The organism is Methylibium sp. (genome assembly GCF_965279545.1).
GTDB lineage: Bacteria > Pseudomonadota > Gammaproteobacteria > Burkholderiales > Burkholderiaceae_C > Methylibium.
The window spans coordinates 4,244,491-4,262,351 of sequence record NZ_OZ257250.1 but is presented as its reverse complement, the minus strand read 5'-3'; the positions used below and the strand labels follow the sequence as shown (position 1 = coordinate 4,262,351).

Here is a 17,861-nt window from a genome sequence, read left to right as displayed (position 1 = left end):
TGCCGAGGTCACACGGACAACGGCCCCCGGTGGCGCGCACGGGGGCACGGCGCTTGCTCCGGCAGCCCCATCAGCCCTCAGCCTTCAAGGAGCCTCCAATGCAGATTGGTGTCGACACCCAGCGCGCCGTGGAAACCAAGCGCGCGTTCATCATCGACAGCGACGACATCAGCGCGATGGCGCTGCAGTTCATGCTCGCCGACGAACTCGAAGTGAACGTGGTGACCTCCAGCGCGCAGGCCATCGCGCGCGCGCAGGGCATGGCGCTGGACGTGATCCTGCTCGGCGCCAGCGTGATCGAGGCCGAGGGTGCGCCGGGGGTGAGCGCGCTGCTCGCCGCGCTGCCGGGCGTGCCCGTGATCGCCTGCGGCCCGGCCGGCGACGCCGGGGTCGCGCAGGCGCTCGCGCTGGGCGCGCGCTCGACGATCACGCGCCCGTTCAAGGTCGAGGCGGTGCGCCAGAAGGTCAACGCCCAGATCGGGCGCCGGGCGGTGCTGACGATCCCGGTGGTGCTTGGCTAGGGCCAGCTCACGCGAGCGGAGGGCTCGGGACCCGGCCCGCGCGATCAGCTGCCGGGCATGGACTGCGACAGCGCCATGGCAACCGCGGCGGCGCCCGATGCGATCAGGCAGAGCGCCCACAGCTTGTCCAGGTTGAACCAGGCCGACCGCAGGGCGCGCAGGCCGAGGTATCGGTAGACGATCCACGCGGCGGCAAACCCGGCGACGATCATGGCGGCCGAGTGCAGCAGCGAGACCGCGACCGCCGTGCCCACGCCCCGGCGCATCAGCGCCATCACGGCTTCGTGATCGAAGGCGCCTGGCGAGAGGCTTGCCGCAGTCGCCGGCGCCTCGCACAAGCCCATGAGAACGGGCAGCAGCATCAGCGCGGCACCGTGCGCCGTGGCCATCAGCAGCGACCACAGCACGAGCTGCGTCGGCCGCACGCGAACGAGCCAGCGCGGATGGCGGCGCAGGAACAGCCGCGACACGCCGAACAGCACGACCAGGATCCCTGCGCCGACGCGTATCTCGCGGCTCCACGTGACCAGCCACGACAGCAGCGCGAAGGGCACGAGCACGAGCATCATCGCCAGCAGGTGGCCGGCGCCGAGCGGCACGAAGGTGCCGAGCAGCGCGGCGGCGCGCTTCTCGGCCAGGCCATTGGCCACCGCCAGCGGCCAGCCCATCGCCGGATTCAAGCCGTGATAGGCGCCGATCAGCACGACGCCCGCCCACAGCGTCGCGGTGGCGCCGGTGGTCACTGCGGCGGCGGCGTCACGCCGACGGATAGCAGAACGAATCGGTCGAGCAGTCGCCGCCCTGCAGGCGGATCTGGTGCGCGCCGTAGTTCGGCCCGAAGTCGACGACGAACCGATCGTCGAGCGTGATGCCGCCGTCCTTGCCGACATTGCACATCACCTGCCGGCCCGGCACGCCGTCCGGATAGAACTGCCTGTCCCAACTGCTGTAGAGCGAGTTCGTGAAGTACACGCGCTTGCCGTCGCGGCTGATTTCGGTCATCTGCGGCCCGCCGCCGAAGCTGCTGCCGTTCGGATGCCTGCCGCGCCGGGCGATGCCGCCGATGTGCACGCTGCCGGCCAGCCGCGGCTTCATCGGATCGGACACCTCGTACTGCCGCAACTCGCCGGTGCCCCAGCACGCCACGTAGAGAAAGCGGTCGTCCAGCGACAGGTCGATGTCGCTGATCAGCGGCGGCACCGCGCCGAAGCCCTTGAGCAAGGGCGGCAGCAGCGATGCATCGGCCGGCTCGGGCGGAATCACCGCGGTCTTCGCGGCGTGGAATTTCCCGCCTTCGCGGTACCAGGTCCAGATCGAGCCTTCGAGGTTGGTCGTGTCGACCACGACGCCCAGAAAGCCGTATTCGCGCGTCGGATCGTGCGCCGGGCGGATCTCGAGCGCCATCTGGTGGTTTGCGCCGAGGTCGATGGTCTGCGTGTGGCGCCGCGCGCGCAGATCCCAGAAATGCAGTTGATGCCCGTAGCGATTGCCGAGCAGGTCGTCGGCGACGATGCCGTTCTCGAACTGCGGCGGCAGGCCCCATTCGCTGGAGACCATGTAGTCGCGCGGCAGGTTCCACCAGAAGTCGTAGTGCAGCTTCTGCGGGCCGCGATCGATCTCCCACTTGCCGAGGATCTCGAAGCTCTCGCAGTCCATCAGGAACACGCCGGCCGGTCCGTCGGTGCCATCGACGCCACCGCCGCCGAGCGTGCTGATGTAGATGCCCTCGGGGCCGCAGTGCACGGTGTGCGGACGCGAATAGCCGGTCTTGCGCATGACCTCTTCGGGTTCGATCACGCGCGCGATCGTCGGCCGCGCCGGGTCGGGTTGCGTGTCGACGATGTACAGGCGTGACGAGCGGATGCCCGGAATGACCAGGTAGCGCCGCTTCAGGAATGCGTGGCCGGACATCGGCGACAGCGCGGAACTGCACGCATTCCAGCCAAAGTGGTGGAACTCGTCACCCCGATGGGGCATGTCGAGCCGATGCAGCAGGCTGCCGTAAGTGCTGGAAGCCGGATTGACATCGACCACGGCCAGCGCGTCGGGGCGCGAGGCATCGGGCGACAGCAGCGCGGTGTAGGCGATGCGCTCCGGTTCGGCCTCCATCGCCAGGCGCGGCGACGGGTGGAATGTGGGGTCGGGACGCAGCGATTCCAGCATGGCGGTCTCCGGTGAAATTGCGATCGAGCGGCTGTCGCCTGCGGGCCTCGGCAGCTGTCGAACTCCAGGGGGCGACCAGTGTGCGCCTCGTCATGGTCGACGTCAAAGACCGGCACGTCAGCGTGGGCGCCGGGGTTTGACTGCCGTGGCAGGCGGCGATAGTGAGTGCTGGCGAGGGCGTCGGGTGAGCGGCGTAGCGAAGTAAAGGAGGAGGGGGCGGCCTTCAGGCCGACCCCGGGGGACATGAGCGGAGCCGCTCGCCCGGTGGCCTCGCCAGCACCGCTCGGTGCCGGCAGGCGGCTGGCCAGTAGACGCTTTGAACTTCAGCGACAACCCACGCCCACGAACAGCTGCGACGAGTTGAAAGACACCGGGTGATTCGACAGGTTCTAACGCGAGTTGGCATCAGAACTTGTGCACCTCGATGCTGTACTTGCGCAGCGCGTAGCCGAGCTGGCGTGGCGTGACCCTCAGCAAGCGCGCGGCCTTGGCCTGGACCCAGGCGCACTGTTCCATGGCCCAGATCAGCCGCTCGCGCTCGCCCTCGGGCGGCTCGTTGCCGAACTGGCGCGGCGCGCCGTTCAGGTGCTCGGTCGGGCCGATGCGCAGCACTTCGTCATCCGCTCCCGGCTCGTCATCGCCCCAGTCCTCGCCGGCATCGGCGCCCGCCGGGCGCGGCGGTTCGTCTTCCACCGGGCGCGGCAGTTCCCTGCCCGTCGGCCGCACCGGGATGCGCAGCGACGTCGGCATGCGGACCGGCGACACCGCGTCATCACTCTCGAGGTGGTGCAGCGTCTGCGTCAGGCAGCGGTTGTGGCGACACGGAAACGCGACGCCGCGGATCACGTCGCCTTGCACCATGGTGGCGGTGCGCTCGATACAGTTCTCCAACTCGCGCACATTGCCCGGCCAGTAGCAATGCGTGAGCACCTCCATCGCGTCGGCGGCGATCTTGAGCTTGCGGCGGTTCTCCTTGTTGTAGCGGTCGACGAAGTGCGCCACCAGCGGCGGGATGTCCTCGCGCCGCTCGCGCAGCGGCGGCAGCGCGATCGAGACCACGTTGATGCGGTAGTAGAGGTCGGCCCGGTACTCGCCGCGCTTGACCATCTTCTCCAGGTCGCGGTTGGTGGCGCAGATCAGGCGCACGTCGACCTTGATCGTGCGGTTGCCGCCCACGCGCTCGAACTCGCGCTCCTGCAGCACGCGCAGCAGCTTGGCCTGGAACGACGGCGACACGTCGCCCACCTCGTCGAGGAACAGGGTGCCGGTGTGGGCCTGCTCGAAGCGGCCCTTGCGGTCGCCGACCGCGCCGGTGAAGGCGCCGCGCTCATGGCCGAAGAGCTCGCTCTCCAGCAGCGACTCGGTCAGTGCCGCGCAGTTGACCTTGATGAACGGTGCGTCCTTGCGCGGCGACAGGTAGTGGATGGCGCGCGCGATCGCTTCCTTGCCGGTGCCCGACTCGCCGCGCAGGAGCACCGTGGCACGCGAGGGCGCAGCCTGGTGCACCTCGCCGAAGACCTCCTGCATGGCGCGCGAGACGCCCACCACGTTGTCGAGCGCGTAGCGGCCGCGCGGCTCGGGCGCCAGCGCCTTCTGCAGGCGCGTGGTCTCCAGCTGCAGCCGCTGGTGCTCTTCGGTCACGGCACGCGACAGCACCAGGGCCTGCGCCATCAGCGAGGCGGCCATCGTGAGGATGCGCTGGTCGTCCGACAGCCGTGCATTGCCCTCGACGGTGCGCTGCGCCGCCAGCACGCCCAGCTTGATGCGCTCGGTCTTGATCGGCACGACCATGAAGGACATCATGCGGCCCTCCTGGGCACTGAAGGCGCCGGTGCGGTCGATGAACTCGGCCGACTGGGTGACATCGGGCACCGTCACCGGCACGCCGGAGCGGTAGACGCGGCCGATCACGCCCTCGCCGCTGTGCCACACGCCGCGCTTGACCTGTTCATTGTCCAGGCCCACCGCGCTGTGCACGCGCAGCGGCTCGCCGTCATCGTCGGCCAGCACGATCATCGCGCGGGGCAGGCCGATGTGGGCGGTCAGGACGTTCAGTGCCTCGCGAAAGCTGCGCTGCAGATCGAGCGATGCGCCGAGGATGCGGCAGATCTCGTAGACCGTGATCAGCTCCACATGGGAGCGTTCCTGCTGACTCGTGCGGACCATGGACGACCTCACTCACCGTTGCGCACGCGGGGGATGCATGGTGGTGCACGCCGGTGCATGTTGCGCGTCAACCCGGGGCGCTGACGGTCGCTGCACCGGGTTGCAAGGCTCGGGGTGCAAGAACCCGGCCCGACCCGGTGCCGCAGAGGGGCACCGTCGCGATTCGTTCCCTGGATTTGATCCAGGTCAAAGGTCGTTCACTTGCGCCTGCGCCCGTGCTTGCGCGCCGTCGTCGTTTGGTGCGCCGGATGCAGGCTCACCACAGCGCGGCGTCGGCACGCAGGCGCTCGACCACCTCGCCGCCTTCGAGATGCCGGTCGAAGACCTCGGCCACGTCGGCCGGCGTGACGCCGCGGTAGAGCACGCCCTCCGGGTAGACCAGCACGTTCGGGCCACCGTCGCAGGGGCCGAGGCAGCCCGAGTAGGTGATGGCGATCTGCTCGTAGGCCTGGCGCTTCTGCAGCTCGGCCCAGAAGGCCTGCAGCAGCGGCGAGGCCCCGGCTGCCGCGCAGGAGCCGCGCGGGTGGTTGGGCGGGCGCTGCTGGCTGCAGACGAAGACGTGGCGCAAGGGTTTGGTCATGGCGGATCTTGGTTGAGGCAGGGGCTCACGGGGTCATCGCGCCCACTGTGCGCGGGTCGAGCGGCGCGGCCGCGCCGCCAGCGGCGCCAGGTCGGGCCGTGCGCGGGCATCGTCATCATCATCGTCATCGCGTCGCTTCGACAGGGCCTTGCCCAGCGCGAACACCGAATTGGGTGCGGTCACCTTGATGGGCTTGACCACCGGTCGCAGCGAAATGGCGCGCTTGACCGGTGGGGCGTCATCGACCGACACGCCCTTGGCAAGCTGCTCGTCGACCAGCGTCTTCAGCGAGACGGAATCGAGGCAGGCGATCAGCTTGGCGTTCAGGCCGCTCCACAGGTCGTGCGTCATGCCGTGGCCGGCGCTGTCGCCCTTGCTGCCTGTCTTGCGGGGGCGGTCGACGCTCTCGCCGGACTTGTCGACGGCGACCGCGACGATGATGTCGGCGACGCTGATCTCTTCGGACTTGCGGCCCAGCGTGTAGCCGCCGCCCGGCCCGCGGGTGGCCCGCACCAGGGCATGGCGGCGCAGCTTGCCGAACAGCTGCTCCAGGTAGGACTGGGAGATCTCCTGGCGCCGGCCGATGACGGTCAGCGCCACCGGCCCGGAGCGCGACTGCAAGGCCAGGTCGATCATGGCCGTCACGGCGAAGCGGCCCTTGTTGGTCAGCGTCCGATGCATCCAAGCTCTCCTTCAAAAAAGAGGGGCGAGAAGGTCACCCTTCTCGTCCCCGGTGCGCGGGCTCGCGGTCCGCATCGATCTCGACTCGCGCGCTCAGCCGAACTTGAACAGGATGCCGTGCCCGCCGCGCGGGTACTCCCAGGCCACGTTGGTGTGCTCGGTGCAGATGACGCGGCAGCTGCCGCATTCGAGGCAGCCGTCGGTGATGAGGGTCACCGCGCCGTTGCCTTCGGCCTTGTAGCAGGCCGCCGGGCACACGTAGGTGCACTGCTGCGACTCGCATTCGTTGGAGCAGATCGCCGCATCCTTGATCTTGATGTGCGGCCGGCCGTGGTCGACCTTGTAGCGGTTCTGGAACAGCTTGTCCTCGACGTTCAGCACGGTGCTCATCGCGTGGCCCTCCAAAGTTTGAATGCGTCGCCCACCAGTCCGGTGAGCTTGCGGGCCGCCTTGAAGCTGCCCGTGATCTCGCGCTGCTTCGTCATCTTGTCGATGCCGTCGACGGTGAACATCGTCTTGGCCGCCCGGTTGACGAGCCCGGGGTAGGTGGTGAAGAACTGCGGGCTGGTTTCCAGCACGTCGGGCAGGTGGCGGTACTTCTTCAGGTCCTTCATCACGAAGCTGTCGTCGAGCGCGTCCTTGTAGGCCTTCAGCGTCTTCGCGCTCATCGCCTTGCCGGCAGCCCGGGCGGCGATCACGGTCTCGGCCGCCAGCCGTCCGGTGGTCATCGCCAGGTTGGAGCCTTCGCGGTGCGCGGCGTTGACGAAGCCGCCCGAGTCGCCGACGATCATCCAGCCGTCGCCGAAGATCTTCGGCACCGCGTTGAAGCCGCCTTCCGGGATCAGGTGGGCGCAGTACTCCTTCATCTCGCCGCCTTCGATCAGCGGCGCGATCGACGGGTGGCGCTTGAGCTTCTCCAGCAGCGCGTACGGCGTGGTCTTGTTCGGGTTGGACTTGAAGTCGCCGAGCATGCAGCCCACACCGATCGTCAGCGAGTCCTTGTTGGTGTAGAGGAAGCCGGTGCCGACCATGCCCTCGGTGACCGAGCCCATCATCTCGATCACCACGCCCTCTTCCTCGTTGATGTTGAAGCGGGCCTGGATCGTCTCTTCGGGCATGAAGAGGATCTCCTTGACCGCGAGCGCGACGTTCTTCGACGAGAGCTCGCCGTGGAAGCCGGCCTTGCGCGCCAGCGTCGAGTTCACGCCGTCGGCCAGGATCACCACGTCGGCGAACACGTCGCCGCCCATGCGGTCGCAGTGCACGCCGATGACCTTGTCGCCGTCCATCAGCAGGTGCTCGACGGTGGTCTCGCAGATCAGCAGCGCGCCGGCTTCACGCACCTTCGACGAGAACCACTTGTCGAACTGCGCGCGGATGATCGTGTAGCGGTTGTAGGGCGGCTTGTTGTAGTCGTCGCTGCGGTAGTGGGTGCCGACGAAGCTGTGGTCGTCGAGCAGCCACATGCGCTGCTCGATGATGTGGCGCTCCAGCGGCGCGTCGTCGCGGAAGTCGGGAATGATCTGCTCGAGCGCCTGGGAGTACAGGATCGCGCCCTGTACGTTCTTCGAGCCCGGGTACTCACCGCGCTCGATCTGCAGCACCTTCAGGCCCGCTTTGGCCAGCGTGTAGGCCGCGGCGTTGCCCGAAGGGCCTGCGCCGACCACGATCGCATCGAATTTTTCAGCCATCACAGAACTCCTTGATCGAGCGTCTTGCCAAGTGAACGCCGCAGGCGCTTCGGGGGTGGGCCATCACGCAACCTTGCGGATGCGCTTGTCGAGATAGCTGCGGAAGGTTTCCGTCAGCACCGGCAGCACCTGCATCGCGTTGCCGACGATGCCGTAGTGCGCGAACTCGAAGATCGGCGCGTTCGGGTCGGTGTTGATCGCGACGATCACGTCCGAGCTCTCCATGCCCACGCGGTGCTGGATCGCACCACTGACGCCGGCGGCGATGTAGAGCTTGGGCCGCACCGTCTTGCCGGTCTGGCCGACCTGGCGATCGGCCTCGATCCAGCCGGCCTGCACCACCGGGCGCGTGCCGCCGACCTCGGCGCCGAGCACGCGCGCCAGGTCCCAGATCAGCTTGAAGTTATCGGGCTGCTTCATGCCCTTGCCGCCGGTGACGATGACGTCGGCATAGGCCAGGTTCACGGTGTTGCGGTTGGCATCGGGGATGAATTCGAGCAGCTTGGTGACGATGTCGGTCTCGATCATGCCGAGCGGCATCTCGACGCCGTCGCCGCTGCGGCTGTCGTCGCGCCGGGGCATCTGCATCACGCGCGGCCGGATCGTCGCCATCTGCGGCCGGTAGGCCAGCGTCATGATCGTGCACAGCAGCGAGCCGCCGAAGGTCGGGCGGGTGGCGGCCAGCGCGCGGCCGTCGATGTTGAGCTCGGTGCAGTCGGCCGTCAGGCCGGTGCCGAGCGTGGTGGCCACCGAGCCGGCCAGGTCGCGGCCCATCGTCGTGGCACCGAGCAGCATGATCTCGGGCTGGTGCTTGTTGACCAGGTCGGTCAGGCCCTTGGTGAAGGGCTCGTTGCGGTAGCCCTTCAGGACCGGGTCGCGCACGAAGTAGCAGCGGTCGGCGCCAAACGCGTAGGCGTCTTTCGCGAAGGCGTCGAGCGGCTCGTCGGGGCCGCCCATCAGCACGCCGGCCACATCGACCTGCAGCTTGTCGGCCAGCTTGCGGGCCTCGCCCATCAGCTCCCAGCTGACCGGGTTGACATGGCCGCGGTCGTGCTCGATGAAGACCCACACGCCCTTGTAGGCCTTGAGCGCTTCGGACAGCTCGGTGTTTCGTCCGGCTCTGCCGGCAGGCCGGGCAGGCGCGGGTTTCGGGGCGTCGCTCATGATGACGACACCCCGCTCGCCGGGTACGTCGATCGACCCTCCGGGAGGGTCGGGCCTTGCTTGGGGCGGCCCGGCGCGGCGGCCCGCCATGAGCGTGTGGTCACAACGTTCATATCTGCTCCTTAGGCGCTGAGGCGTTCCACCAGCTCGTCTTCGAGCGTCGGGTGGGCGGTGAAGATCTTCTGCAGCAGGTTCAGCGTCACGTCCTGCACGCTGGTGTCGGCGACGGTCTGGACGTCGGCCTTGCTGCTGCGCGGCGTGGGGCCGAAGACCTTGCTGACAATGGTGGGCGAGCCTTTCAGACCGATCTTCGCGAGGTCTTCGATGCCGGCGTCTTCCTTGTTCCACTTGCGCACCGGGAAGCGCGCGGCGCGCAGCATGTCTTCCATCGACGCGAAGCGCATCTCGTTGGTGCCTTCGAGCATCGTGATCAGCGACGGCAAGGTGGAGTCCAGCACCTGCACGCCGCCTTCGGCGCGGCGCTCGACCTTGAGCCGGCGCGCGTCGAGATCGACTTCCCGGATGCCGCTCACGTAGGTCAGCAGGTTCAGGCCCAGGCGCTTGGCGATGCCGGGGCCGACCTGCGCGGTGTCGCCGTCGATCGTCTGCTTGCCGGTGAAGACCAGGTCCACCGCCTGCTCCTGGCCGATCTTGCGGATCGCGGCAGCCAGCGCGTACGACGTGGCCAGGGTGTCGGCACCGGCGAAGGCGCGGTCGGTCACGAGGATCGCATCGGTGGCGCCGAAGCTGATGCACTTGCGCAGCGCGTCCTCGGCCTGGGGCGGGCCCATGCACAGCATGGTGACGCGGCCACCGAACTGGTCCTTCAGCCGCAGCGCTTCTTCCAGCGCGAACAGGTCGTAGGGGTTGACGATGGCCGGCACACCCTGGCGCATGATGGTGTTGGTCACCGGGTGCACGCGGATCTGCGCGGAGTCCGGAACCTGCTTGATGCAGACGACGATGTGCATGACGGTGCTCCGTGCGTTGGATGCTCAGGCGGCGCGGCGCGCGCTCAGGCTCGACCGCAGCGCATCGACGGTGACGTGTTGCTTGCCGTCGGTGTCCTGGAAGACCTTGAAGACCTTCTCCTGCGCTGCGCTCGAGGCGGTGAAGTCTTGATAGGCCTGCACCAGCATCTCGCGGTAGCGGCGGAACATCTCGACCTCGTCCAGCGCGTCCAGGCCCTCGGCGCGGTGCAGGTACTGGTAGAAGCGCTTGAGGATGTGCAGGCGATTCACGTGAACGACACGCTCGTCGTAGTCGATACCGAAGAAGTCGAGGAACTCGTTGGCGCTGGAGAGGGCCTTGAGCTTTTGGATCAAACCGTCCATGGCGGGCTTTCTGCGTGGGTTGAGGATCAGGCCGCCTGCCGCATCCGCGGCAGCACGTCGAGGTACAGGCGCTTGAGTTCGGCGTCGTCCGGCGCGCGCTTGGTGCGCATCGCGTGATCGCGGATGCGCTCGATCAGCCGGGGCACCGACTCCTCGGTGAGCTGCAGGTCCAGGCGCCCGAACGCGGCCCGCACGCCGGCCGAGCCGGAGTGCTTGCCCAGCACGATGCGGTGGCTGCGGCCCAGCTCGGCGGGGTCGAAGCTTTCGTAGTTGCGTCGGTCCTTGATCAGGCCGTCGACATGGATGCCGGATTCGTGCGAAAACACGGCCTCGCCGACGATGCACTTGCCCGCGGGCACCGGGCGGCCGGCGGCGGTCCCGACCAGCTCCGACAAGCCCGGCAACGCACGGCTGTCGACGCCGCACTCGACGCCGTGCAGGTGACGCAAGCCCATCACGATCTCTTCGAGCGCCGCATTGCCGGCCCGCTCGCCGAGGCCGTTGACCGTGGTGCTCGCATGCGTTGCGCCGGCGCGGAACGCGGCCAGCGTGTTGGCCGCGGCCAGCCCCAGGTCGTCGTGCGCATGGATCTCGATGTCGATGTCGGTGGCACCGCGCAGCTCGGCGATGCGCTCGAAGGTGCCGAAGGGATCGAGGATGCCGAGCGTGTCGGCGTAGCGCACGCGCACCGCGCCGGCAAGCTGTGCGGTTTGTGCCACCTGCGCCAGGAAACCACGATCGGCGCGTGACGCGTCTTCGAGCCCGACGCTCGGCGTCAGGCCGGCATCGCGGGCCGCGCTCACGCAACGCTGCACCATGCCGAGCACCCAGCCGCGGTCGCGCGAGAGCTTGCGTTCGATCTGCTGGTCGGAGACCGGCACGGCCAGGTGAACGATGTCGGCCGCGCAGTGCGCCGCGGCGCGCAGGTCGAGTGCCGACATGCGCGCCCACACCATCGTGCGGGCCCGCAGGCCGGCCTGCGTGATGGCGCGAATCAGCTCGATCTCGGCCTCACCCATCGCGGCCGCGCCGACCTCGATCTCGGGCACGCCGGCATCGTCCAGCGCCTGCGCGATCGCGAGTTTCTCTTCGCCCGTGAAGACCACGCCCGCGGTCTGCTCGCCATCGCGCAGGGTCGTGTCGTTGAGGGTCAAGGGCCAGGAAGGGCTGGGGACGTACATCGCGGGCTCCGAAGGTCGGCAACTGCTTCTTCGCAAGCGCTGTGCCATCTCCCTGGGCGTGCTAAGTCATTGAAAAGATGCAGGTTTTTCGCTTCGAGATAGGGTGTGCCGATTGTTCGGTTGTCGACAGCCGCGCCACGCGGGACCCTCCACAACGCAGAAGATGGCCATGAGGGCCACCTGCAGGTACCGCGCGGTGCTGGCGAGGCCCCCGGGCGAGCGGCTCCGCTCATGTCCCCCGGAGTCGGCCTGAAGGCCGACCCCTCCTCCTTAACTTCGCTGCGCCGCTCACCCGACGCCCTCGCCAGCACTCACCATCGCCGCCTGCGAAGGTATTCACGTCCGAGAAGGCCGCGGTGGTGGCGGCGCTGGGGCGGGTTGCTGTGTGGAGTGAAGTAAAGGAGGAGGGGGCGGCCGTGAGGCCGGCACCGGGGGACATGAACGCAACACAGCGACCCGGCTCAGCGCCCCCGCTGACCTTGGACAGTCAGCTTTCCCGACAAGACACCGAAGACCGCAACGAGCCCTCGCCCGACATCCAATCGGATGCGTTTGAATGCAACGGCCGTATCACTTCTCGCGGGCGTGGTTCTTCGTGTAGAGCGGCAGCTCGATCACCAGGGCCGGGCCCTTGACCTTGACGCAGCACGACAGGCGCGACTGCGCATCCAGGCCCCAGGCGTCGTCGAGCTGGTCCTCTTCTTCGTCGTCGGCCGGCACCAGGAACTCGGCGCCCGAGCGCACGTGCACATGGCAGGTCGCGCAGGCACAGACCTTCTCGCAGGCATGCTCGATCGCCACGCCCTGGGCGAGCAACTCGTCGACCAGCTTGCGGCCGTTGCGCGCCTCGAAGACCAGGCCTTCGGGGCACAGGTCGGGATGCGGCAGCACCGTGACTTCGGTGCCGGGCTTGACCACGCCGTGCGGCGCCGGCGAGAGTTGGACCGAGGCAGTCATGCGAGTCTCCGGTGGATTCAGACGTCGAGCTGTTCGAGGCTGCGGCCCGACAGCGCCTCGCGCACCCGCGCGTTCATGCGCCGCGCGGCAAAGGCCGTGGTCGCGGCATTGAGCGCTTCGGTGGCGTGGCGCAAGCCTTCGCGCAAGTCCTTCTGCTCGCCCAGGTTGCCGCCTTCGTCGGTGGCACATTGCTCGAGCAGGTCGGCGACATCCTGCATCGTGCGCAGGATCTGGAACTGCTCGCGCGGCAGCAGCAAGGCCTCGTCCGCGCCGAGCGCGCCATCCACCGCATCGAGCAGCCGGCGTGCCTCGACCTCGGCCTCGCGCAGCATGCGTGCGGCGGCATCGGCTTCGGCGCTGGTCAGCGCGCTGCGCAGCATGTCGGCGACGGTGTCGTGGCCCAGGCCGTAGCTGGGCTTGACCTCGACGTGCGTCTGCACGCCGGTGGTCTGCTCGGCGGCGCTCACCGACAGCAGGCCGTCGGCGTCGATCTGGAACGTGACGCGGATGCGTGCGGCACCGGCCACCATCGGCGGGATGCCGCGCAGCGTGAAACGCGCCAATGACCGGCATTCGCTGACCAGCTCGCGTTCGCCCTGCACCACATGGATGGCCATCGCGGTCTGGCCGTCCTTGAAGGTGGTGAACTCCTGGGCGCGCGCGGTCGGCACCGTGGTGTTGCGCGGAATGATCTTCTCGACCAGACCGCCCATGGTCTCCAGGCCCAGCGACAGCGGGCACACGTCGAGCAGCAGCAGGCCCGCGTCGCCGACGGCGCGGTTGCCGGCCAGCTGGTCGGCCTGGATCGCCGCGCCCAGCGCCACCGCCTGGTCGGGGTCGATGTCGGTGTGCGGCTCGCGGCCGAAGAATTCGCTCACCGCGCGGCGCACCTGGGGCATGCGGGTGGCCCCGCCGACCAGCACGATGCCGTCGATCTCGGCCGCCTTCAGGCCGGCATCGCGCAGCGCCCGCTTGAGCGGCGCGATGCTGCGCTGGACCAGCGCGCCCGTCTGGGCCTCGAAGACCTCGCGGGTCAGCCGTGCGGTCTGTGCGACGCCGTCGCCGCGCTCGCAGTGCATCGTCACCTCGAGCTCGCTGCTCAAGGCTTCCTTGGCGCTGCGGGCCGCTGCGTTCAATGCGGCGGCATCCTGCTCGCTCCATTCGAAGCGCGGCTGCTGCTCGCAGAACCAGCGCACCAGGCAGGTGTCGAAGTCGTCGCCGCCCAGCATCGCGTCGCCGTTGGTGGACAGCACCTCGAACACGCCGCGCGCGAGGCGCAGGATGGACACGTCGAAGGTGCCGCCGCCCAGGTCGTACACCGCGTAGATGCCTTCGTTCGCGGTGTCCAGGCCGTAGGCCACCGCGGCGGCCGTGGGCTCGTTGAGCAGCCGCAGCACGTTCAGGCCGGCGCGCTGCGCGGCGTCTTTCGTGGCCTGGCGCTGCGCATCGTCGAAGTAGGCCGGCACCGTGATCACCGCACCGACCAGCGGGCCGCCCAGGGCCGCTTCGGCGCGCTGCGCCAGCGCGCGCAGGACCTCGGTGCCGACCTCGACCGGGCTCTTCACACCGGCCCGTGTGGGCACGCCCACCGCGCTCGCGCCCAGCGCGCGCACGGCGTAGGGCACGGTGCCGGGGCCGATGTCGCCGGGCGCGCGGCCGATCAGCCGCTTGGCCGAAGCGATGGTGTTCTGCGGGTCGCGCAGGGCCAGCGCGCGAGCCGCGTCACCGACGATGATCCCGCCGCCCTCGGCGTAGTGCACGACCGAGGGCAGCAGCGTGCGCCCGTGTTCATCGGCCAGCACCGTGGGCACGCCGCTGCGCAGCGTCGCGACCAGCGAGTTGGTGGTGCCGAGGTCGATGCCCACGGCCAGGCGGTGCTGGTGCGGTGCCGCCGCGCGGCCGGGTTCGGCGATTTGCAGCAGGGCCATGTCAGTCCCTCGGTGCGCTGTGTCTAGACCGCGAACGACTCGCCGCAGCCGCAGCTTGCCGTGGCGTTCGGGTTGTTGAACTTGAAGCCTTCGTTCAGGCCCTCGCGCACCCAGTCGAGCTGGGTGCCATCGACCATCGGCAGGCTCTTGGCGTCGACCAGCAGCTGCACGCCTTCGCTCTCGAAGCTCAGGTCTTCGGGCGACGGCGCTTCGGCGAACTCCAGCGCATAGGCATAGCCCGAGCAGCCGCTGGTCTTCACGGCCACGCGCAGGCCGTAGCCGCCGCCGCGTTGGTCGAGGGCCTTGCGGATCTGGCGGGCCGCCTTGGGGGTGACGCTCACGCTCATGACAGCCCCCCGTCCACCGGGTACGCCGGCCGGCCCCCCAGGGGGGTGCGGGCCGGCTTGGGAGCGGCCCGGCGCTCGACCCGCTGAATTGTCTTGTGGTTCATGTCGGCCTCACACGCTGAACGAACTGCCGCAGCCGCAGGTGCTGGCGGCGTTGGGGTTCTTGATGACGAAGCGCGAGCCTTCGAGGCTTTCCTCGTAGTCGATTTCCGCGCCCATCACGTACTGCAGGCTGGAGGCATCGACCAGCACCTTGATCGTGCCGACCTCGACGCACAGGTCGTCGTCCTTGGCCTCGTCGTCGAAGGCGAAGCCGTACTGGAAGCCGGAGCAGCCCCCGCCGGTGACGAAGATGCGCAGCTTGAGGTTGGGGTCGCCCTCCTCGCTCAGCATCGCACCGACCTTGTTGACGACGGCATCGCTGACGGTCAGCGGCGTGGCGCCTTCGGGCAGCGTGAAGGGCGCGGCCGGCGGCGCGGCGCCGGTCGAACAGGAGGAACCGGCGTTGGGTTGTGATTGGCAAGAGGACATGATTCGACGCTCCTTGGGCAGAGGGTTGTGCGTGGGTTCAGGCGTTGACCTGGGTCGGATTGCAGGCGGGTTGCTCCAGCATGCCGTCGGGGTGCTGGCCGTCCTTGCGCTGCCGGTAGTCCGCCACCGCGGCCTTGATGGCGTCTTCCGCGAGGATCGAGCAGTGGATCTTCACCGGCGGCAGGGCCAGCTCCTCGGCGATGCTGGTGTTCTTGATCGCGAGGGCCTGGTCCAGCGTCTTGCCCTTGACCCACTCGGTCACGAGGGAGCTCGACGCGATCGCCGAGCCGCAGCCGTAGGTCTTGAACCTGGCATCCTCGATCAGCCCGGTCTGCGGGTTGACCTTGATCTGCAGTTTCATCACGTCGCCGCAGGCCGGCGCGCCGACCATGCCCGTGCCGACATCGGCATCTTCGGCGGTGAAGCCGCCGACATTGCGCGGGTTCTCGTAGTGCTCGATGACTTTTTCGCTGTAGGCCATGGTGGGTCCCGTTCGGTTGTCGACGTTGATTGCACGGCCCCGGCCGCGGCATCCCGCGGCCGGGGTTCCATTCCTAGTGTTCAGCCCACTGCACGGTGCTGAGGTCGACGCCGGCGCAGTGCATGTCCCACAGCGGGCTGAGTTCGCGCAGGCGCTCGACGGTGCTCTTGACGCGCACCAGTGCAGCGTCGATGTCGGCTTCGGTGGTGAAGCGGCCGAACGAGAAGCGGATCGAGCTGTGGGCCACCTCGTCGGACAGGCCGAGCGCACGCAGCACATAGCTGGGCTCCAGGCTGGCCGAGGTACAGGCCGAGCCCGACGACACGGCGATGCCCTTCATGCCCATCAGCAGCGATTCGCCTTCGACGAAGGTGAAGCTGAGGTTGAGGTTGTGCGGCACGCGCTGCGTCAGGCTGCCATTGACGAGCACCTCGGGAATCGCCCGCGCGCCGGCCAGCAGGCGATCGCGCAGTTGGCCGATGCGTTCGTTCTCGGTGTCCATGTTGGCACGCGCCAGCCGGTAGGCCTCGCCCATGCCGACGATCTGGTGCGTGGCCAGCGTGCCCGAACGCATGCCGCGCTCGTGGCCGCCGCCGTGGATCTGCGCCTCGATGCGAACCCGCGGCTTGCGGCGCACGTACAGCGCGCCGATGCCCTTGGGCCCGTAGGTCTTGTGGGCCGACAGGCTCATCAGGTCGACCGGCAACTCGCTCAGGTCGATCGCGACCTTGCCGCTGGCCTGCGCCGCATCGACATGGAAGAGGATGCCCTTGCTGCGGCACAGCGCGCCGATCGCCGGGATGTCCTGGATGACGCCGATCTCGTTGTTCACGTACATGACCGAGACCAGGATCGTGTCGGGGCGGATGGCCGCCTTCAGCACGTCGAGATCGAGCAGGCCGTCGGACTGCACGTCGAGATACGTCACCTCAAAGCCCTGGCGTTCGAGCTCGCGCATCGTGTCCAGCACCGCCTTGTGCTCGGTCTTGACCGTGATCAGGTGCTTGCCCTTGCCGGCATGAAACTGAGCCGCACCCTTGATGGCCAGGTTGTTCGATTCGGTGGCGCCCGAGGTCCAGACGATCTCGCGCGGATCGGCACCGATCAGCGCCGCGATGTGCTCGCGGGCGATCTCCACCGCCTCTTCCGCCGCCCACCCGTAGGCGTGGCTGCGCGAGGCCGGGTTGCCGAACTGCTCGTACAGGTACGGCACCATCGCATGCACCACCCGCGGGTCCACCGGCGTGGTGGCGGCGTAGTCCAGGTAGATCGGTTTGGCATCCAGCTTCAGGTCCATCGCGTGACTCCCACTAAGGCTCGTGCCCTTCCTTCTCAAGGAACGTGCCAGTTCCCTGCGGCGCTCGGTGCGATGCGGAAAAACGGCCTCGCAGCAGGCACTTGGCGTGCTTTGCGGGCCGTGGCGTGGTTGCCCGGGCCGGCGCGGCGATGTCGCACCGTTGTCGGCTTTGTCGCAACCCCGACGAGGAACGTGGGCCTCTCGCCCACGCTGCGGCACGGCCGCCCCCCTCGCCACCCGAGCGGCCCTTTCACGGTCCTTGCCGGGCCCGTGGCTTGCGTTGGTTTCCCGCAGACCCTCGAGACCCACAGACCATGAACCTGTTCACCGGTGATTCAGCCGACGAATTCTTCGGCGGCGCCCTGCCCGAGTCCGCGCGCGACCTGCTGCACCAGGCGGCGCAGGCGCCGCGCGGCGAAGTCGGCGCGCTGCTGTGGACGGCCCAGGCGCTCGCGCCGCAAGGGCTGGGCATCTACTACGCGCTGTACAAGCACCATGCCGGCCGGCGCGAGTTCGAGCAGGCCGAGCGTGCGGCACGCCGCGGCTTGCTGGAGTCGGCGCAGCAGGCCGGCCTGGCCGAAGACTGGCGCCGGGTCACACCGGGCAGCGTGCCCGCCGGCGTGGACTTCAGCCGCACCGGCCCGGCGCGCTTCTGGCTCTTCACGCTCAAGGCGCTGGCCTTCATCGCCCTGCGCAGCGAGCGGCCCGCCGAGGCCCGCGAGCTGCTGACCCGGATCGCCGCACTCGACGGCCAGGCGCGCATCGGCGACGACGTCATCGCCACGCTGCTGGCTTCGGTGGCAGATGGCTCCGCCACCTGATGACGTGACAACAGCCCG

18 protein-coding genes and 1 pseudogene are annotated in these 17,861 nt (G+C 68.7%); 2 read left to right on the top strand and 17 right to left on the bottom strand.

Annotated features, from left to right (window positions below; translation table 11 throughout):
- The first annotated feature begins 98 nt into the window (after positions 1–98).
- Positions 99–521, top strand: coding sequence for a response regulator (locus ACQY9S_RS20110; RefSeq protein ID WP_428422210.1), 423 nt, complete (start codon positions 99–101; stop codon positions 519–521).
- Positions 522–565: 44 nt separating this feature from the next.
- On the opposite strand, the gene ACQY9S_RS20105 is transcribed toward ACQY9S_RS20110, so the two are convergent.
- From ACQY9S_RS20105 to ACQY9S_RS20025, 17 genes and pseudogenes are all read right to left on the bottom strand, one after another.
- The gene (locus ACQY9S_RS20105; protein ID WP_428422208.1) at positions 566–1,264 is read right to left on the bottom strand and encodes a hypothetical protein; all 699 of its coding nucleotides are present in this window, start codon (positions 1,262–1,264) and stop codon (positions 566–568) included.
- A 13-nt stretch (positions 1,265–1,277) separates the two neighbouring features.
- The gene (locus ACQY9S_RS20100; protein ID WP_428422206.1) at positions 1,278–2,684 is read right to left on the bottom strand and encodes a selenium-binding protein SBP56-related protein; all 1,407 of its coding nucleotides are present in this window, start codon (positions 2,682–2,684) and stop codon (positions 1,278–1,280) included.
- Between the two features lie 405 nt (positions 2,685–3,089).
- Entirely contained in the window at positions 3,090–4,850 is a 1,761-nt protein-coding gene (gene nifA, locus ACQY9S_RS20095) for a nif-specific transcriptional activator NifA (RefSeq protein WP_428422205.1), read from the bottom strand.
- A 256-nt stretch (positions 4,851–5,106) separates the two neighbouring features.
- Complete coding sequence (locus ACQY9S_RS20090) at positions 5,107–5,430, bottom strand: (2Fe-2S) ferredoxin domain-containing protein (protein WP_428422204.1); 324 nt, start codon at positions 5,428–5,430, stop codon at positions 5,107–5,109.
- Positions 5,431–5,565: 135 nt separating this feature from the next.
- Positions 5,566–6,111 (bottom strand): annotated as a pseudogene (locus ACQY9S_RS20085) (Rrf2 family transcriptional regulator); the annotation flags it as partial.
- 93 nt (positions 6,112–6,204) lie between these two features.
- Positions 6,205–6,501: a ferredoxin family protein gene (locus tag ACQY9S_RS20080; protein WP_428422203.1), complete on the bottom strand. Its 297-nt coding sequence runs from the start codon at positions 6,499–6,501 to the stop codon at positions 6,205–6,207.
- A complete protein-coding gene (locus ACQY9S_RS20075; RefSeq protein ID WP_428422201.1) occupies positions 6,498–7,802 on the bottom strand; it encodes an FAD-dependent oxidoreductase in 1,305 nt (434 codons plus the stop codon). The genes ACQY9S_RS20080 and ACQY9S_RS20075 overlap by 4 nt, the downstream gene beginning before the upstream one ends.
- 63 nt (positions 7,803–7,865) lie before the next feature.
- Positions 7,866–8,966 (bottom strand): electron transfer flavoprotein subunit alpha/FixB family protein, encoded by a 1,101-nt coding sequence (locus tag ACQY9S_RS20070; protein WP_428422199.1) that lies wholly within the window; start codon positions 8,964–8,966, stop codon positions 7,866–7,868.
- Between the two features lie 122 nt (positions 8,967–9,088).
- Complete coding sequence (locus ACQY9S_RS20065; protein ID WP_428422197.1) at positions 9,089–9,937, bottom strand: electron transfer flavoprotein subunit beta/FixA family protein; 849 nt, start codon at positions 9,935–9,937, stop codon at positions 9,089–9,091.
- Positions 9,938–9,961: 24 nt separating this feature from the next.
- On the bottom strand, positions 9,962–10,300 hold the full coding sequence (gene nifW, locus ACQY9S_RS20060; RefSeq protein WP_428422195.1) for a nitrogenase stabilizing/protective protein NifW: 339 nt from the start codon (positions 10,298–10,300) through the stop codon (positions 9,962–9,964).
- Between the two features lie 26 nt (positions 10,301–10,326).
- Positions 10,327–11,481, bottom strand: coding sequence for a homocitrate synthase (gene nifV, locus ACQY9S_RS20055; protein ID WP_428422193.1), 1,155 nt, complete (start codon positions 11,479–11,481; stop codon positions 10,327–10,329).
- A gap of 570 nt (positions 11,482–12,051) precedes the next feature.
- Positions 12,052–12,438: an ISC system 2Fe-2S type ferredoxin gene (fdx, locus tag ACQY9S_RS20050; RefSeq protein ID WP_428422191.1), complete on the bottom strand. Its 387-nt coding sequence runs from the start codon at positions 12,436–12,438 to the stop codon at positions 12,052–12,054.
- Between the two features lie 17 nt (positions 12,439–12,455).
- Complete coding sequence (hscA, locus tag ACQY9S_RS20045; protein WP_428422189.1) at positions 12,456–14,366, bottom strand: Fe-S protein assembly chaperone HscA; 1,911 nt, start codon at positions 14,364–14,366, stop codon at positions 12,456–12,458.
- Between the two features lie 23 nt (positions 14,367–14,389).
- Positions 14,390–14,713, bottom strand: a complete 324-nt coding sequence (locus ACQY9S_RS20040) for a HesB/IscA family protein (protein WP_428422188.1) — start codon at positions 14,711–14,713, stop codon at positions 14,390–14,392.
- A 111-nt stretch (positions 14,714–14,824) separates the two neighbouring features.
- A complete protein-coding gene (erpA, locus tag ACQY9S_RS20035) occupies positions 14,825–15,244 on the bottom strand; it encodes an iron-sulfur cluster insertion protein ErpA (protein ID WP_428422186.1) in 420 nt (139 codons plus the stop codon).
- Positions 15,245–15,281: 37 nt separating this feature from the next.
- Positions 15,282–15,725, bottom strand: a complete 444-nt coding sequence (gene iscU / locus ACQY9S_RS20030) for a Fe-S cluster assembly scaffold IscU (protein ID WP_428422184.1) — start codon at positions 15,723–15,725, stop codon at positions 15,282–15,284.
- A gap of 73 nt (positions 15,726–15,798) precedes the next feature.
- Positions 15,799–17,022 carry an IscS subfamily cysteine desulfurase gene (locus tag ACQY9S_RS20025; RefSeq protein WP_428422182.1) on the bottom strand — a complete coding sequence of 408 codons (1,224 nt, stop codon included), beginning with the start codon at positions 17,020–17,022 and terminating at the stop codon, positions 15,799–15,801.
- 314 nt (positions 17,023–17,336) lie between these two features.
- On the opposite strand from ACQY9S_RS20025, the gene ACQY9S_RS20020 reads away from it, so the two are divergent.
- Positions 17,337–17,843 carry a hypothetical protein gene (locus tag ACQY9S_RS20020; RefSeq protein WP_428422180.1) on the top strand — a complete coding sequence of 169 codons (507 nt, stop codon included), beginning with the start codon at positions 17,337–17,339 and terminating at the stop codon, positions 17,841–17,843.
- Positions 17,844–17,861: the final 18 nt, after the last annotated feature.

Bases quoted from the DNA above. Each gene is read 5' to 3' on its own strand.
- ACQY9S_RS20110 (WP_428422210.1), top strand. From the start codon at position 99: ATGCAGATTGGTGTCGACACCCAGCGCGCCGTGGAAACCAAGCGCGCG.
- ACQY9S_RS20100 (WP_428422206.1), bottom strand. From the start codon at position 2,684: ATGCTGGAATCGCTGCGTCCCGACCCCACATTCCACCCGTCGCCGCGC.
- nifA (WP_428422205.1), bottom strand. From the start codon at position 4,850: ATGGTCCGCACGAGTCAGCAGGAACGCTCCCATGTGGAGCTGATCACG.
- ACQY9S_RS20090 (WP_428422204.1), bottom strand. From the start codon at position 5,430: ATGACCAAACCCTTGCGCCACGTCTTCGTCTGCAGCCAGCAGCGCCCG.
- ACQY9S_RS20080 (WP_428422203.1), bottom strand. From the start codon at position 6,501: ATGAGCACCGTGCTGAACGTCGAGGACAAGCTGTTCCAGAACCGCTAC.
- ACQY9S_RS20075 (WP_428422201.1), bottom strand. From the start codon at position 7,802: ATGGCTGAAAAATTCGATGCGATCGTGGTCGGCGCAGGCCCTTCGGGC.
- ACQY9S_RS20070 (WP_428422199.1), bottom strand. From the start codon at position 8,966: ATGAGCGACGCCCCGAAACCCGCGCCTGCCCGGCCTGCCGGCAGAGCC.
- ACQY9S_RS20065 (WP_428422197.1), bottom strand. From the start codon at position 9,937: ATGCACATCGTCGTCTGCATCAAGCAGGTTCCGGACTCCGCGCAGATC.
- nifW (WP_428422195.1), bottom strand. From the start codon at position 10,300: ATGGACGGTTTGATCCAAAAGCTCAAGGCCCTCTCCAGCGCCAACGAG.
- nifV (WP_428422193.1), bottom strand. From the start codon at position 11,481: ATGTACGTCCCCAGCCCTTCCTGGCCCTTGACCCTCAACGACACGACC.
- fdx (WP_428422191.1), bottom strand. From the start codon at position 12,438: ATGACTGCCTCGGTCCAACTCTCGCCGGCGCCGCACGGCGTGGTCAAG.
- hscA (WP_428422189.1), bottom strand. From the start codon at position 14,366: ATGGCCCTGCTGCAAATCGCCGAACCCGGCCGCGCGGCGGCACCGCAC.
- ACQY9S_RS20040 (WP_428422188.1), bottom strand. From the start codon at position 14,713: ATGAGCGTGAGCGTCACCCCCAAGGCGGCCCGCCAGATCCGCAAGGCC.
- erpA (WP_428422186.1), bottom strand. From the start codon at position 15,244: ATGTCCTCTTGCCAATCACAACCCAACGCCGGTTCCTCCTGTTCGACC.
- iscU (WP_428422184.1), bottom strand. From the start codon at position 15,725: ATGGCCTACAGCGAAAAAGTCATCGAGCACTACGAGAACCCGCGCAAT.
- ACQY9S_RS20025 (WP_428422182.1), bottom strand. From the start codon at position 17,022: ATGGACCTGAAGCTGGATGCCAAACCGATCTACCTGGACTACGCCGCC.
- ACQY9S_RS20020 (WP_428422180.1), top strand. From the start codon at position 17,337: ATGAACCTGTTCACCGGTGATTCAGCCGACGAATTCTTCGGCGGCGCC.